At 63.3% G+C, this 14,147-nt stretch carries 15 protein-coding genes; 5 read left to right on the top strand and 10 right to left on the bottom strand.

The annotated features are described in order from the left end of the window. A complete protein-coding gene (locus NLY44_RS09570) occupies positions 1 to 1,122 on the bottom strand; it encodes a DUF2336 domain-containing protein (RefSeq protein ID WP_023805318.1) in 1,122 nt (373 codons plus the stop codon). A gap of 91 nt (positions 1,123 to 1,213) precedes the next feature. Here NLY44_RS09570 and NLY44_RS09575 point away from each other — a divergent pair, with 91 nt between their 5' ends. Both NLY44_RS09575 and NLY44_RS09580 read left to right on the top strand, forming a co-directional pair. Next, positions 1,214 to 1,726, top strand: a complete 513-nt coding sequence (locus tag NLY44_RS09575) for a MaoC family dehydratase (RefSeq protein WP_460221791.1) — start codon at positions 1,214 to 1,216, stop codon at positions 1,724 to 1,726. Beyond that, the gene (locus NLY44_RS09580) at positions 1,726 to 2,601 is read left to right on the top strand and encodes an HpcH/HpaI aldolase/citrate lyase family protein (protein ID WP_023805319.1); all 876 of its coding nucleotides are present in this window, start codon (positions 1,726 to 1,728) and stop codon (positions 2,599 to 2,601) included. Before NLY44_RS09575 ends, NLY44_RS09580 begins: the two co-directional genes overlap by 1 nt. On the opposite strand, the gene NLY44_RS09585 is transcribed toward NLY44_RS09580, so the two are convergent. Then, the gene (locus tag NLY44_RS09585) at positions 2,598 to 4,499 is read right to left on the bottom strand and encodes a CASTOR/POLLUX-related putative ion channel (protein ID WP_023805320.1); all 1,902 of its coding nucleotides are present in this window, start codon (positions 4,497 to 4,499) and stop codon (positions 2,598 to 2,600) included. The genes NLY44_RS09580 and NLY44_RS09585 overlap by 4 nt on opposite strands. A 104-nt stretch (positions 4,500 to 4,603) precedes the next feature. Further along, on the bottom strand, positions 4,604 to 5,188 hold the full coding sequence (locus NLY44_RS09590) for a nitroreductase family protein (protein WP_023667611.1): 585 nt from the start codon (positions 5,186 to 5,188) through the stop codon (positions 4,604 to 4,606). A gap of 165 nt (positions 5,189 to 5,353) precedes the next feature. On the opposite strand from NLY44_RS09590, the gene NLY44_RS09595 reads away from it, so the two are divergent. Further along, complete coding sequence (locus tag NLY44_RS09595; RefSeq protein ID WP_023805322.1) at positions 5,354 to 6,316, top strand: RgsD C-terminal domain-containing protein; 963 nt, start codon at positions 5,354 to 5,356, stop codon at positions 6,314 to 6,316. Positions 6,317 to 6,375: 59 nt separating this feature from the next. On the opposite strand, the gene NLY44_RS09600 is transcribed toward NLY44_RS09595, so the two are convergent. Both NLY44_RS09600 and thrS read right to left on the bottom strand, forming a co-directional pair. Beyond that, positions 6,376 to 7,314 carry a lysophospholipid acyltransferase family protein gene (locus NLY44_RS09600; protein ID WP_023805323.1) on the bottom strand — a complete coding sequence of 313 codons (939 nt, stop codon included), beginning with the start codon at positions 7,312 to 7,314 and terminating at the stop codon, positions 6,376 to 6,378. An 85-nt stretch (positions 7,315 to 7,399) separates the two neighbouring features. Beyond that, positions 7,400 to 9,373, bottom strand: coding sequence for a threonine--tRNA ligase (gene thrS, locus NLY44_RS09605; RefSeq protein WP_023805324.1), 1,974 nt, complete (start codon positions 9,371 to 9,373; stop codon positions 7,400 to 7,402). A 207-nt stretch (positions 9,374 to 9,580) separates the two neighbouring features. Here thrS and NLY44_RS09610 point away from each other — a divergent pair, with 207 nt between their 5' ends. Beyond that, the gene (locus tag NLY44_RS09610; RefSeq protein WP_023805325.1) at positions 9,581 to 10,417 is read left to right on the top strand and encodes an SAM-dependent methyltransferase; all 837 of its coding nucleotides are present in this window, start codon (positions 9,581 to 9,583) and stop codon (positions 10,415 to 10,417) included. Between the two features lie 13 nt (positions 10,418 to 10,430). On the opposite strand, the gene blaOXA is transcribed toward NLY44_RS09610, so the two are convergent. From blaOXA to NLY44_RS09625, 3 genes are all read right to left on the bottom strand, one after another. Beyond that, on the bottom strand, positions 10,431 to 11,246 hold the full coding sequence (blaOXA, locus tag NLY44_RS09615) for a class D beta-lactamase (RefSeq protein ID WP_023667616.1): 816 nt from the start codon (positions 11,244 to 11,246) through the stop codon (positions 10,431 to 10,433). A 157-nt stretch (positions 11,247 to 11,403) separates the two neighbouring features. Then, the gene (yidD, locus tag NLY44_RS09620) at positions 11,404 to 11,772 is read right to left on the bottom strand and encodes a membrane protein insertion efficiency factor YidD (RefSeq protein WP_023667617.1); all 369 of its coding nucleotides are present in this window, start codon (positions 11,770 to 11,772) and stop codon (positions 11,404 to 11,406) included. A gap of 123 nt (positions 11,773 to 11,895) precedes the next feature. Further along, the gene (locus NLY44_RS09625; RefSeq protein WP_084013004.1) at positions 11,896 to 12,054 is read right to left on the bottom strand and encodes a hypothetical protein; all 159 of its coding nucleotides are present in this window, start codon (positions 12,052 to 12,054) and stop codon (positions 11,896 to 11,898) included. 93 nt (positions 12,055 to 12,147) lie between these two features. Here NLY44_RS09625 and NLY44_RS09630 point away from each other — a divergent pair, with 93 nt between their 5' ends. Then, complete coding sequence (locus tag NLY44_RS09630; RefSeq protein ID WP_023805327.1) at positions 12,148 to 13,065, top strand: LysR substrate-binding domain-containing protein; 918 nt, start codon at positions 12,148 to 12,150, stop codon at positions 13,063 to 13,065. 27 nt (positions 13,066 to 13,092) lie between these two features. Here the strand turns inward: NLY44_RS09630 and tolA are convergent, their stop codons facing one another. Then, the gene (gene tolA, locus NLY44_RS09635; RefSeq protein ID WP_155923149.1) at positions 13,093 to 13,485 is read right to left on the bottom strand and encodes a cell envelope integrity protein TolA; all 393 of its coding nucleotides are present in this window, start codon (positions 13,483 to 13,485) and stop codon (positions 13,093 to 13,095) included. 40 nt (positions 13,486 to 13,525) lie between these two features. Further along, positions 13,526 to 13,972: an iron-sulfur cluster assembly scaffold protein gene (locus NLY44_RS09640; RefSeq protein ID WP_023707147.1), complete on the bottom strand. Its 447-nt coding sequence runs from the start codon at positions 13,970 to 13,972 to the stop codon at positions 13,526 to 13,528. Between the last annotated feature and the right edge of the window lie 175 nt (positions 13,973 to 14,147).

Consider the following 14,147-nt stretch of genomic DNA (forward strand, 5'->3'; position numbering starts at 1 on the left):
TCAGGCCGCGGCTATCGCCAGCGCATGCCCGCGCGCGTTTTCCCGCAGCGCGTCGAGATGGATCGACTTGACCAGGCCAGCGAGATCGCCCTCAGTGGATTGACCTCCGAGTTCCTTCAGCATCAGCCAGCTGACTTCCTGCACGCCGGCGAGGCGCTTGCCGTTGGCGACTTCGCGCCAGATCTTGAGCGCGCGCAGGATGATGCCATGGGTGGAAGCGGCAAGGCCGGCGCTGCGGAACAGCGCCTGCAACGCAACGTCCTGGCCGCCGGCGAGCAAGGCCCGCACCCGCTGCTCCGACTGCTGGCTGAGCGCGACCAGGGCCGAGCCGAAAAAGTCGACCTTGCCGTGGGCAATGGCACGGATGATGAAACTTGCGGTCAGGTCGCCGCGCAGGCGCAGATGTTCGATAAGTGCCGCATGTTCCTCCGCGCGCGTGCCTTCGACCAGCCGCACCGAAGCCTTGACGCAAGCATCGCGCGTGACGCGCTCGGCTCTGGCCGCCCCCATCAGCGCCATCACCAGCGGCGAAGCCTTCAGCGTTTCGCCGAGCTTGACCAGTAGCATGTGCCGGCAGTCGGCCGGCAGCCGCACATCCGTGACCATTGCCTCGCGCAAATGAGCGATATGGCCATGCCGCTCGGCGATGCGGCGGAAGGAGAGCGAGGCTATGTCGGCGCCGTCATTGGCGAGCAGCGCCGCACACGCTTCCGGTTCGCCGATCTCGGCGATCGCCGCGGCAACCGCCATCGAAACGACCGGCCGGTCGGCGATCAGTTTTTGCGTCGCCTTGTGACCGGCCGCGACGCGGTCGATCAGGTCGGCGTCCGTCAGCAGCGGGGAGCGCGCCAGCACCAGGGCTGCCACTTCCGGCTGATCGGAGGCAAGCGCGCTGATGATCTGCAGCGGCGCGTGATGGCTCATCGACAGCGCTTCGGCCATAGCCAGCCGCACCTTCGACGAGGCGTCGTCGAGCAGCAGCGTCAGCGCCGCTTCGGCCGCGCAACGGTCTTCGAAAGGCAGGTCGGAATTGACGTAGGCGCGGGCCAGCGCGCTCGCCGCCGCGGCGCGCTCCGAAACTCTCGCGGTGTAGATCCATTTGAGAAAATGCGAGACAACCATACTGCCTGCTACGCCCCTTGCCGGAAAGCTTCCGGCCCCAGGAATGACCCTAGGCAGAAATGGTTTACGAACGGTTCACCATGTTTATTAACTGGCTTGCGGGTGGCATGGGCAGCGCCTATCAACCGTCAGGCAGCGGAGGAGAAAAACGATGCCCGGGCTTTATCTCGAAGAGTTCGTCGTCGGACATGTCTTTCGGCACACGCTGCGCAAGACCGTCACCGAAAGCGATAACATGCTGTTCTCGGTGATGACGCTGAACCCGCAGCCGCTGCACATCGACTTCGACTTCGCCGCCAAGAGCGAATGGGGCAGACCGCTGGTCAATTCGCTGTTCACGCTCGGCCTGATGATCGGCATTTCCGTCAATGACATCACCGTCGGCACCACAATTGCCAATCTCGGCATGAGGGAGACGGTGTTTCCGCACCCGGTCTTCCATGGCGACACCATCCGTGTCGAAACGACTGTGATCTCGGTCAGGGAATCGAAATCCAAGCCGGACCGCGGCATCGTCGAGTTCGAGCATCGCGCCTACAATCAGAATGATGTGCTCGTCGCCAAATGCACGCGCCAGGCGATGATGATGAAAAAGGCGGCCTGATGCGCTCGCTGCTGTTTGTGCCCGGCGATTCCGAAAAGAAGCTGGACAAAGGCTTTGGCGCCGGCGCCGACGTGGTCATCGTCGATCTCGAGGATTCCGTGGCGCCACAAAACAAGGCGTCGGCACGCGACATCGCGGCACGCTTTATCGGCGGCAACCGGCAGCAGACAAGCTCCGCCATCTATATCAGAGTCAACGGCCTATCGACCGGGTTGACCGACGATGATCTGGCCGCCCTGGTTCCGGTCAAACCCGACGGCATCATGCTGCCGAAGTCGAACAGCGGCCAGGATGTCCAGCAGCTATCCGTAAAGCTCCGCGTACATGAGGCCGAAAACGGATTGCCGGATGGCGGCATAAAAATCCTGCCGATCATCACCGAGACCGCTGCCGGCGTGCTGGCGGCCGCGACCTACACCGGGGCAAGCGCCCGGCTTGCCGGCCTCACCTGGGGCGCTGAGGATCTGTCGGCGGCGATCGGCGCGCGCGCGTCGCGCGACGAGAACGGCCGCTACACCGATGTCTTCCGCTTCGCCCGCACGATGACCATCCTTGCCGCCGGCGCAGCCGAAGTCGCGGCGATCGACACAGTCTTCCCCGGCTTTCGCGACATGGCCACCTTCGAAGCCGAATGCACGGAGGCCGAGCGTGACGGCTTTGCCGGCAAGATGGCGATCCATCCGGCGCAAGTGCCGGTCATCAACGCCGCCTTCACGCCATCGGCGCAGGCAGTGCAACGCTCGCAGGCCATCGTCTCCGCCTTCGAGGCGGCCGGAAATCCCGGCGTGGTCGGCATTGACGGCAAGATGTATGACCGGCCGCATCTCAGGCTCGCCGAACGGCTTCTGGCTCGCGCCAAGGCAGTCGGGGTTTAGTCCCGCGCCAGCACGATTACCCGGTCCTCAGGCAGGTAGGCCAGCGCTTGCGACTTCAACGGGTTGACGGTGACGCCGCCCAGCGCCCGCTCATCACTCTGCGCGGCGCGAACGCGCCGGTGCCCGATGGCGATCTCTCCGCGCAACCGCGCCGATTCCGCGATCGTCCAGAACGTCACCGGCTGGTCGATGGCGACATAGTCGCCGACCGGACGCATGTAGATTTCGGAGCCCTCCTCGTCGAGCAGGTCATCGAAGATCGCGGCGAGATGCTGGTTCTCCGATGCCTGCGCCAGCATCAGGCTGACCAGCCGGTTGCTGACGACGAAGTCATCGGCCTTGGTCACCGCCGCCAACTCGCGGTTGCGCACGTCGATCATTTCGCTGACAATCGAGATATGCGTGCCGGCATCGTCTGCGATTTTGCGCAGATGCAACAGCGTCACCAGCGTGCGCGTATCGGCGGGCTGCGCTGCCATGGTCTCGCTGTAGCCGAGGACGAGCACGTGGTCGTAGGAAGGCACGTCCAGGCTTGCCAGTGCTGTGCTGCTCGACGTGTCGGTGATCCGGCAGGAAACCGACAGATTGTCGCCGACGACCGGCAGCCCGGCAACTTCCTGCTCGAGGCCTGGCGTATCGGCGGCGATGGTCAGGATCGAACCAGGCGCGACATAGCGCGACAGTTCATAGGTTATGATCGGACCGCGCCGGTTCCAGCCAAGGATCAGCGTGCGCTCCGGCTTCGCCTCGATGGGCTGATGGCGAAGAATCGCCGCGGCATCGATCTTGGCTCCGGCGCTTCCCAGCTTGATGGCGGCATCGTCCTCGGCAATGATGATGGCGCGCATGTCCTTGCCGATTACCAGCTCCGACGGCGGGTTGAGATTGACGCGCCCCTGCTGGTCGCAGAGCCCGATCAGCGTGCAATGCTCATACGCCATCACTGCCTCGCCGAAGGTCTTGCCGGTGAGATCAGGCTGCTCGGTCGTGTAGATTTCGCAGCCGTCGAAATCGAGCAGCTCCGAATAAACGCCGCTGAGACCCGACTGCCGGCTCGAATGCACGACGATGCGCGAGATCAGCTGGTCGGCCAGGACAAGCTGTACCTCGGCCCCGCCGACGACGCGGGCGACCTCGGCGTTCTTTCCGTCGCGGATCTCGGCGGCGATGTTATAGGGCGCGGTGCGCCGGTTCGGGTCGTTGGCCAGCGCCAGCACCGTCTTGATGACCTGCGAATCCGGATCGTCGCCGTCCGGCGACAGCACGATGATGGAGCGCGAGGTCTGCGGGTTGACGATGGCCAGATCGTAGAGGTCGGTCGGGTCGCCGCTGCGGCAGATGATGCGTGTGTTGCCCAACCTGCCGACCTTGGCGGCGATCTCGTCCTCCATCGTGACCTTGTCTATGTTGGCCATGACGACAATGCGCGGATGGCGGCGGCTGGCATTGGCAATGACGAGTTCGGAGATGACGTCGAAGACCGACGGCGACCAGTTGAGGATGATGGTGTGGTCGCTCTCCAGCACCCGCGAACGACCCTTGCGCAATTCATCGAGCTTGCTGTCGACGCCGGCGCTGAGCACGCCGATGAGGGCCGACACAACGAAGATGCCGGCAAGCGTGACAAACAGCATGACGAGACGAAAGGCCCAGCCGGTGTCGCCGCCCATCGTGCCGGAATCGAGCGTGCGCATCAGCGATTCCCAGAACGCTTCGAAGAAGTTCAGCGGTTCGCCGCCCTCCGGCGCGATGCGGGTCACCGCAAGGAAGGCCGCGGCGGCGATGATGATCAGCAGGGAAAGGACGGCGAGCCAGCCGATCAGCGCGATCGGCCCGGCGGCCATGCTCTTGTCAAACCCATAGCGCAGCCGGGTTCGCAGCGAGTCTCGTTTCTTCATGTCGCCGGCGACCCCCAATATCCTATGATCGATACGCCAACCCCACGCATCGCCAAGCCGCCGTCTTAGCCTGTGTTTAAATAAAGGGGAATCGCTTTCGGGTGTCAGCCGTTCCACGGCCCAGTATAATCGGCATAGAGCTTTGCCGGATCGGGCCGCGGCCGTTCCGGCGCCGGGCCCTGGTAGGAGCCGACATGGATGAAGCCGACGACGCGCTCCTGCGGCGCCAGCCCCAGGATCGCCCTGCCCTCCGCGACGTCGGAATACCAGTTGCTGATCATGTTGGTGCCATAGCCCAGCGCGTTGGCCGCGATCATCAGGTTCAGCGCCGCCATGCCGCCGGACAGGAACATTTCCCATTGCGGGATTTTTGGATTGTCCTTCGGAACCGACACCACGCCGATCACCAGCGGCGCGCGGGAAAACCGCGCAAGCTCCTGGTTGCGGCGGTTTTCCGGCAGCGGCCCTTCGCGCTGTTCGGCGAGCGCCGCCAGCTTCCTGCCGATCTCGAATCGCGCCTCGCCGCGATAAAGGATGAAGCGCCACGGCTCCAGTCGGCCGTGATCGGGCACACGGCTTGCAGCCGCGATCATGGTCGCGATATCGGCATCGCTGGGCGCCGGTTCCTTCAATTCAGGAATAGGTGCGGAGTTTCGGGTCAGCAGGAAGTCGATGATCGGCGACGCCATGGGGGCCAGGTCTCCTAAAGCACTCGATTTTGAGCTGAAGCGCGCCATTGCGGATCGGGGCGGCTCGGGCATTGGCGCGGGCGCGCCGGACGAAAGAACCTGTTGCCAAGGCGGTCGGACTCTTAAGCCTTGAAATTGCCACCGCCTTGGGCTTCAACGCAAGGCATGTTTGAGGGGACATCGCGCCTTTTCCTGATTTGGCTCGCCGTAGCGCTGTTTGCGCCGGCCTCGATGGCCATGGCGCAGAATGCCGACGGCATCGGCAATCTGAAACTCCCCGATATTTCGAGCTATGCACCGCCCAAGGGCGAGACGCCGCTGGCACTCGGTGGCGGCGGTGCCATAACGCTGTCGGCGCAGTTGACCGACAAGGGCGCCGACATCACGCGCGGCATCGTCTGGCGCGTCTTCAAGCCCGAGGCCGCCGGCGACGGCAAGCTGCCGATGGTGGCTTCCGCGCATGGCGGCAGCGCCGTGTTCCAGCTCGAACCCGGCAGCTATCTGGTCCACGCCTCATACGGACGCGCCGGCGCCACCAAGCGCATCACCGTCGGCAAGGACGCCAGGCGCGAAAGCCTGGTGCTCGATGCCGGCGGCCTCAAGCTCGACGCGGTGCTGTCGGGCGGCGTGCGTATTCCGCCGAAAAAACTGCGCTTCTCCATTTATGAGGGCACCGCCGAGGCCAATGGCGACCGCGCTTTGATCATTCCCGATGTCGAGCCGAACAGCGTCGTGCGGCTCAACGCCGGCGTTTATCATGTCGTCTCCACCTATGGCGCGGTCAATGCCGTTATTCGCTCCGACATCCGTGTCGAAGCCGGCAAGCTGACCGAAGCCACCGTCGAGCATCGCGCGGCGGAGGAGACCATGAAGCTGGTGCGCGGGACCGGCGGCGAGGCCATCGCCGATACATCCTGGTCGCTGCTCAACGAATCCGGCGATCCGATCAAGGAGGCCGTCGGCGCCTTCGCCTCGATGGTGCTGGCCGAAGGCCAATACACCATCATCGCCAAGAACCGCGACCGCATCTACCAGAAGGATTTCACCGTCGTTGCCGGACAGAACCAGGAGATCGAGGTCCTGGCCACTGATGCCTCTGCGATCGATCCGGAGGAAGGCGCCGACTGACCGGCGCGCCCATTGGCATCGGTTTGGCTGCTCAGTTGAAGTGGTAGTTCAGGGCTACGTCAGGCGGCCTTGCACAGGCGGCGCTGCAGGAAGTGGACCCGGCCGCGCGGCGCGTCGGGCGCTAGGTCGAAGACACCGCGATGAAGACGGTCGAGCAGCGTCTTGCGGTCGCGCAATGGCTCCAACTCATCCCAGCTCAGCACATCGCCGACGCGCACGTCGATCGCCTTGCCGGACAGCCGCGCAAATTCGCGGATGAGCATTGAAAGGCGCAACGTCAGCGACGCCTTGCCGACGAATTTCGCCAGCCTTCCTTCGCGCTCGGCCATGTTCATCGGACCGCTGACCAGATGGAACAGCCGGCCGTTCTGACCTGAAAAATGCATCGGCACCACCGACGCCTTGGCGTCCTGCACGAGGCGCGCCGGAAACATCTTCCACGGCAGGTCGCGCGCCCGGCCAAAGCCTTTCGGCGCCGTGGCGACGCCGCCGGCCGGAAATACGACGATGGTGACGCCCTCTTTCAACAGCCGCACTGCCTCGTGGCGCACCGCCATGTTGTTCTTCACCGCGTCCTTGGTCTCGGAAAAGTCGACCGGCAGCGAGTACGGTTCCATCTCGCGGATCTTCAGCAGATCCTTGTGGATCATGACGCGGAACGGACGCCCGAGCTGCTCGACGAGCGACAGCACGGCAATGCCGTCGCCAATGCCGAACGGGTGGTTGGCAACGATCACCAGCGGCGTGTCGGGCAGCCCCGCCGGCGGCCACTGATCGGTGCTGCGCACCTTGACGTCGATCAGCTGCAGCATGCGGCTGAACACCCGCTCGCCGGTCGGCGCCACCTGGCGGCGCCAGAAATCATAGAGCGCGGCATACCGGTCGCGCCCCGACAGACCTTCAATGGAATGGATGAACCAGCGCGTCAGCGCCGGCTGGCTCGCATTGGCGTAGGAGAGTTCGGGAAACGGTCTTTCCCGTATCTTCAGCTTGAGCATGGGGGCTCGTTACAAGGTTGGCGTGACAGGCATGTGAAAATGGCGGTGGATCGCTCCACCGCCATTTCTACGAAACATTGTTTGCTCAGGCCGCGCTGCGCCTTCGGTCGGCTGAAACAGCCTCGTCGGAAAGCAGCTTCAGCGCGTCGGCCAGCTTGAGCGATTCCTGATCGCGCGAGCCGAGCCGGCGCATGTTGACGGTCTCCTCTTCCGCCTCGCGCTTGCCGCAGACGAGGATCACAGGAACCTTGGCCAGCGAATGCTCACGCACCTTGTAGTTGATCTTCTCGTTGCGCAGATCCGGTTCGGCCAAAAGTCCTGCCGCCTTCAACTGTGCGACAACCTTTCGCGCATAGTCGTCAGCATCCGAGGTGATCGTCGCCACAACCACCTGCAGCGGCGCGAACCACAGCGGGAAATGGCCGGAATAATGCTCGATCAGGATGCCGAGAAAGCGTTCCATCGAACCGCAGATGGCGCGATGCACCATCACCGGCTGCTTCTTTTCCGAATCCGAACCGATGTAGAAGGCGCCAAAGCGTTCCGGCAGATTGAAGTCGACCTGCGTGGTGCCGCACTGCCATTCGCGGCCGATCGCGTCCTTCAGCACATATTCGAATTTCGGCCCGTAGAAAGCGCCCTCGCCCGGATTGATCGAGGTCTTGATGCGGTTTCCCGAGCGCGTCCTGATTGTATCCAGCACGTTGCCCATGATCGCCTCGGCATGATCCCAGGCCTCGTCGGTGCCGACGCGCTTATCCGGCCGCGTCGACAGCTTCACGCTGACATCGTCGAAGCCGAAATCGGCGTAGGTCGACAGGATCAGATCGTTGATGCGCAGGCACTCCGCGGCCAGCTGCTCCTCGGTGCAGAAGATGTGCGCATCGTCCTGCGTGAAGCCGCGCACGCGCATCAGCCCGTGCAAGGCGCCGGACGGTTCGTAACGATGCACATTGCCGAATTCCGCAAGCTTTACGGGCAGATCGCGATAGGATTTCAACCCATGCTTGAATATCTGCACGTGGCCCGGACAATTCATCGGCTTCAGCGCGAACACGCGGTCGTCGTCGGTGTCGTCGCCGGCCACCGTCACCTTGAACATGGCATCGCGATACCAGCCCCAGTGGCCCGACGTCTCCCACAGGCTCTTGTCGAGAACCTGCGGTGCGTTGACCTCCTGGTAGCCTTGCTCGTCGAGGCGGCGGCGCATGTAGTTGACCAGATTCTGGAACATCTTCCAGCCCTTGGCGTGCCAGAAGACGACGCCCGGCCCCTCTTCCTGGAAATGGAACAGGTCCATCTCGCGGCCGAGCTTGCGGTGGTCGCGCTTCTCGGCCTCTTCCAGCATCGTCTGGTAGGCATCGAGTTCAGCCTGCTCGGCCCATGCCGTGCCGTAGATGCGGGTCAGCATCGGGTTGTTCGAATCGCCGCGCCAATAGGCGCCGGCCACCTTCATCAGCTTGAAGGCGTTGCCGATCTGGCCGGTCGAGGCCATGTGCGGGCCGCGGCAGAGGTCGAACCATTCGCCCTGGGAATAGATCTTGAGATCCTGGTCTTCGGGAATGGTGTCGATCAGCTCGAGCTTGTAGCGCTCGCCCTTCTCGGCAAAGACCTTTTTCGCCTTGTCGCGCGACCAGACTTCCTTGGTGAACGGCTTGTTGCGCGCAATGATCTCGCGCATCTTCTTTTCGATCACCGGGAAATCGTCAGGCGTGAACGGCTCGTTGCGGGCGAAGTCGTAATAGAATCCGTTCTCGATTACCGGCCCGATGGTCACTTGCGTTCCCGGCCACAGTTCCTGCACGGCCTCCGCCAGCACGTGTGCTGCATCATGACGGATGAGCTCCAGCGCGCGCGGATCGGTGCGGGTGATGATCTCGACCTTGCCGGACTTGCCAAGCGGGTCGGAAAGATCGCGAACGGTGCCGTCGATGGCATAGGCGACGGCTTTCTTGGCCAGCGACTTCGAGATCGATTCGGCGAGGCCTGCACCGGTCATCGCCGCGTCATAGTCGCGAACGGAGCCATCGGGAAATGTCAGGGAAACGGAATTCAGCATCGGGTATCTCCTATCCAGTCCCGCAAACGAGCGCGGGTGGTCGTGGTGTGAAGCCGGAGGCATCCGGCAGCGGGCGGGTTTTAGAGGCCACGCGGCATCAGGTAAAGAGCCGTCGTTGGCGCAGCTGTCAGGAAATGGCGCGACAGATGTCGCAGGCCAGTCGCACAGGCTTGCGAATTTCCCCGACACGAGGTTGGAATCCCCGGCATGGAAGACGCAAAACCCAGCCGAACCGCCTTGGGCGTCGCGCGCATGCGGGCCCTCCACCAGTTCTCGCAGCAGGCGGCGCTGTTTCGCGACCCATATGCGAGTGCGATACTGGGCGATGCCGCACCGACGGTGCAGGAGCTCGAGCAGGAAGGTGAGCGCAGCCGGCGCATGCGCCTGTTCGTGGCAGCGCGCGCCCGCCTCGCCGAGGACTGGCTGGCTGCGGCGGTGCGCCGGGGCGTCCGGCAAGTGGTGGTGCTCGGCGCCGGCCTCGACACTTTCTCGCTGCGCAATCCGTACCCTGATGTCGCGGTGTTCGAAGTCGATCACCCGGCGACACAGGCCTGGAAACGCAAATGCATCGCCGATGCTGGTCTTGCCGAACCGCGGGCCACCATGTTCGTGCCGGTCAACTTCGAGCGCCAGCGCCCCGCGGATGAACTGACGTCGGCCGGTTTGCGGCAGACCGAGCCCAGTTTCTTCATCTGGCTGGGTGTCGTTCCGTATCTGAGCCAGGACGCAATCTTCAGCACCCTGTCCTGGATTACCGGCATGCCCGGTTCGGAGGTCGTCTTCGACTACAGCGAGCCGGCCGAGAACCGCGATGCGGCTGGACAGGCTGCCCTCTCTTTCCATGCGGCGCGCGTCGCCGCTGCCGGAGAGCCCTGGATCAGCTTCTTCGTGCCCGCGGCACTGGCGCAATCGCTGCGCGAGCTCGGCTTCGATGAGATCGAAGATCTGGAAAGCAGCGACATCGCCGCCCGCTTCTCCAGGACGCCAAAGGCGGATACAAGGAATTCCGGCGGCCACATCCTTCGTGCCCGCCGGAGCACTTGAAGCTAAAGCAAGTTCACTTCACCAGTTGCGGCAACTCCCTCAGTAACGCCGCGCGTGTCGCCGGGCCTTTCGGCATGTCGATCGGCTTGGTGTCGACGACCAGCCGGGCGAAGACGATCCGGCGGCCGCCCTTTTCGGCCCAGCCGACGAACCAGCCCAGCGCGCGCTTGTCCTTGCTGTTTCCCAGCCTGGTGCTGCCGGTCTTGCCCCGCACCGTCCAGCCGCCGGCCTGGAAAGTCGGCAGGATGGCTCGGGTCATCTCATGCGCCTTGGCAGAAACCGGCATCTTGCCGGCGAGCAGCTGGCGCAGGAAGGCTGTCTGTTCGACCGGCGATATCTCAAGCGAGGAATTTATCCAGGATTGCGTGAGCCCGTTGTCCTTGTCGGCATCGCCCGAGACATCCATGTTGCCGTAGCCGAATTTCGAGACGTAGCCGGCAAAGCTTTTTGCGCCGAGCCGGCGCACGATCTCGCGCGAATACCATACGATCGAGTCGCGCTCCCAGATAGTCGGGTCGACGGCTTTGTGGTCGCGGCTCACGGCCCTGAATTCAGGCTTGTAGTCCCAGGTCGGCGTATGCGCATCGCTCAGGATACCGCTGTCGTAGCCGATCAGCGCCAGCGGCACCTTGAAGGTCGACGCCGGGCTGACGCGTTGGTCGCAGACGCCGCTTTGATAGAGCGTCTCGCCGCTCGCCGCGTCCTGGATAAGCGTGCAGGCGACATCGCCAAGCGGCGCCGATTGCGCCCGCATCGGAAATCCCAGAAACCAGGCCAGCAGGAAGAGGACCGCGGCAATGATGAAGGGATGGGTTTCGATCCGACGCATGTGGGCTCTCCTGGGAATGAACAGGAGGCGCTTAGCGAAGTGTCTTGGCTCGATTTTGACTCAAATGCGCAGTCTTTGTGCAGCCCGTTGTTAACCTTACCGGATTGTAAAGAAATGCCGCGCTGGCGATCTGGATCAGGGACCAGCGCGCCCGCCGTCAGGCCTCGCCGCGCTTCCTGCCGATCTGCCAATAACGCCATGGCATGAACCAGACATAGCGCTGATCGAGTACCTCCGGCACGCGATCGATGCCATGCGAACCGAAAGGGCCGCAGCGCAGCACGCGGAACAGCCCCATGAAGCCGCCGGCCCACAGACCATGGCGGGCGATCGCCTCATGCGCGTATTCGGAACAGGTCGGCAGATGCCGGCAGGAATTGCCGACAAATCCGGACAGCGTCAGTTGATAGAGGCGCACCAGCGACGTGCCGAAAATGCGGCCGGGTGTTTTGCGCCAGGGACCGGGCCAGTTGCGCCCGCGCCGGGTCCGTCCGGCGGCATGCACATGCCGATGCTGGTCGCCCACCGCAGTCTCTTTCCGAACGCGACCCGAAACCGGCTTCCGGGTCAGCTTGCGTTTCCAAACCGATAGATGTGAGCTTCGGCCGGCAAACGCAATCCTCTTCACTCACTCGCCTCTTTGTCGGCTTCAGGGTCGCGAGCGGCGAAAGGGATGCCGCTCCGCTGGAGCCGCCCAGCGGGTGGCCGGCCTTTGCTCGGTGCGCTGCACATGATGCTGCCTGTCGCCATGCCACTGAAATGTCGCGATCTGCATCACATCGCAAAAGATTTCCAGTAACTGGATCATGGCCGCATCTCCTTTGAGGCGGATTAGACGCCCGCTGGCCTTCGCCTTCAAACGAGTATAATTTCCGGTTCGGATAACTTCGGGTTATGCGAAATGAAGCGCGGACGGCTCCCACTGACGGCGTTGCGAAGTTTCGAGGCAGCCGGCCGGCAATTGAGTTTCAGCCGGGCCGCCGAGGAGCTGTTCGTCTCGCAGGCCGCCATCAGCCGGCAGATCCGCGAACTCGAGCAGTTCTTGCGCCAGCCCTTGTTCCACCGTCATCACCGCCGCGTCGAGCTGACCGAGGCCGGCCAGCGCCTGCTCGATCAACTGGTCAGGAGTTTCGACGACATCGACAGGCTGCTTTCGGACCTGGTGGCGGCCCCGGCGCAGTCGGTGGTCCGCGTCAGTGTCGAGCCGTCGCTGGCCTCGGTATGGCTGTTGCCGCGGCTCAACCGCTTCAGCCAGTTGCGGCCCGATATCGACGTTTCCCTCGAAGTTGACCCAAGGCCGATCGAGTTCCGCAGCGATCAGCCCGAACTCGCCTTGCGCTTCAGCGCGCGCGCCACCTCATGGCCGCGCAGCGAGGCCGAATGGCTCGCCTCGACCGTCGATTCACCGGTCCTGTCGCCGGCCTTGCTGGCATCGGGCCCTGCCCTCGAAAAGCCGCTCGACCTTGCCCGCTACACGCTGTTGCACGAGGAGAATCGTCAAGGCTGGGCGCGCTGGTTCGAGGCAGCCGGCGTGTCAGCCGACACCATTCCGGCGCGCGGCCCTATGCTGGCGGATGTGTCGCTGTCGAAGCAGGCGGCCCTGCTCGGCCACGGCGTGGCGCTGGGCGACCTCTTGCAGATCGGCGAGGAGATTGCGTCCGGCGCGCTGATCAAGCCGTTCGACATCGACGTCGCATCCGGCGCCTACTGGCTGGTGGCCAGGAGTTTGAAGGACCTGCCGGAGCCGGCTAAGGCCTTTGCCGACTGGGTGAGAAGCGAATTTGCCGAAAGCAGACGGGCGCAGGAACAGCAGACCTAAGCCGTCGTGCTTCTTAAGCCCTCGGTTCTATTTCTGCTGCGCGCCGGATGACATCACTCGGCCGTCGAAATTGACCGTCGTCTCGCGCCAAGCCTGGTAGCTATCGGCATAAATCGCAAGGCCAATGAAGGGCGCACAACGGGTAATCGCCCGAACTGCGCTGTCATCGAACTTCTTGCCCTGTGGTTCTGTTGCAAGATTGAGTACCTTCGGCGGCGCCGCCAGCGAACCATCCCGGTTAAAGCTGATTTTGACGCGTGTGGCCACAAGTTCGTCGCCGACGGGGATAATCCAGCAGCCAGCCAGCTTGTCAGCGAGGTAGGCGGCAGCCTTCTGCTGCGAGGCGTTTTCTGCGCCGGCAGCATAGCCACTCGTGACCAGCGAAACCACAAGGCCCGAAGCCACCATCAACCAATGCAAACACTTCCTCCGTCATGTCCTGCGCGAAGCCCGCGCTATGTCACGCTGCTTCTTCTGCGCGTTTCTTCTCGATTTGACCTATGGCATCGACGACCGCATCGAAGGTCAGCATGGTCGAGGCATGGCGCGCCTTGTAGTCGCGCACCGGCTCCAGATATCTCAGATCGGCAAAGCGGCCTTGCGGCGGCGCGCCATTTTCCTTGAGCATCTTCAGCATGGTGTCGCGCACCGCCCGCAATTCGTCGGCGCTGGCGCCGATGACATGTTGAGCCATGATCGAGGACGAGGCTTGGCCGAGGGCGCAGGCCTTCACGTCATGCGCGAAATCGGTGACGACGCCATTGTCCATCTTGAGGTCGACGGTTACCGTCGAGCCGCACAATTTGGAATGAGCCTTGGCACTCGCATCCGGATGATCGAGCCGGCCGATGCGTGCGATGTTTCCGGCAAAACCCAGAATTTTCGCATTGTAGACGTCGTCAATCATATTTTTCCAATCCGTCGCCGCCAAGCGAACAGCGATTGCCGTTGTAGCGTCTTTCATTCGCTGCGTACGACCATATATAATGGTGGCAGTCGGGTATCGACAAGGCAAAGCAAAGCCATCGTCCTTGCCCATTTCGTTCACGCCGCTTGCGGGCTGGAAACCGGGCGAGTTTTCA

Source organism: Mesorhizobium sp. C089B (assembly GCF_030323125.1).
Taxonomy (GTDB): Bacteria; Pseudomonadota; Alphaproteobacteria; order Rhizobiales; family Rhizobiaceae; genus Mesorhizobium.

Bases quoted from the DNA above. Each gene is read 5' to 3' on its own strand.
- NLY44_RS09570 (WP_023805318.1), bottom strand. From the start codon at position 1,122: ATGGTTGTCTCGCATTTTCTCAAATGGATCTACACCGCGAGAGTTTCG.
- NLY44_RS09580 (WP_023805319.1), top strand. From the start codon at position 1,726: ATGCGCTCGCTGCTGTTTGTGCCCGGCGATTCCGAAAAGAAGCTGGAC.
- NLY44_RS09585 (WP_023805320.1), bottom strand. From the start codon at position 4,499: ATGAAGAAACGAGACTCGCTGCGAACCCGGCTGCGCTATGGGTTTGAC.
- NLY44_RS09590 (WP_023667611.1), bottom strand. From the start codon at position 5,188: ATGGCGTCGCCGATCATCGACTTCCTGCTGACCCGAAACTCCGCACCT.
- NLY44_RS09595 (WP_023805322.1), top strand. From the start codon at position 5,354: ATGTTTGAGGGGACATCGCGCCTTTTCCTGATTTGGCTCGCCGTAGCG.
- NLY44_RS09600 (WP_023805323.1), bottom strand. From the start codon at position 7,314: ATGCTCAAGCTGAAGATACGGGAAAGACCGTTTCCCGAACTCTCCTAC.
- thrS (WP_023805324.1), bottom strand. From the start codon at position 9,373: ATGCTGAATTCCGTTTCCCTGACATTTCCCGATGGCTCCGTTCGCGAC.
- NLY44_RS09610 (WP_023805325.1), top strand. From the start codon at position 9,581: ATGGAAGACGCAAAACCCAGCCGAACCGCCTTGGGCGTCGCGCGCATG.
- blaOXA (WP_023667616.1), bottom strand. From the start codon at position 11,246: ATGCGTCGGATCGAAACCCATCCCTTCATCATTGCCGCGGTCCTCTTC.
- NLY44_RS09625 (WP_084013004.1), bottom strand. From the start codon at position 12,054: ATGATCCAGTTACTGGAAATCTTTTGCGATGTGATGCAGATCGCGACA.
- NLY44_RS09630 (WP_023805327.1), top strand. From the start codon at position 12,148: ATGAAGCGCGGACGGCTCCCACTGACGGCGTTGCGAAGTTTCGAGGCA.
- NLY44_RS09640 (WP_023707147.1), bottom strand. From the start codon at position 13,972: ATGATTGACGACGTCTACAATGCGAAAATTCTGGGTTTTGCCGGAAAC.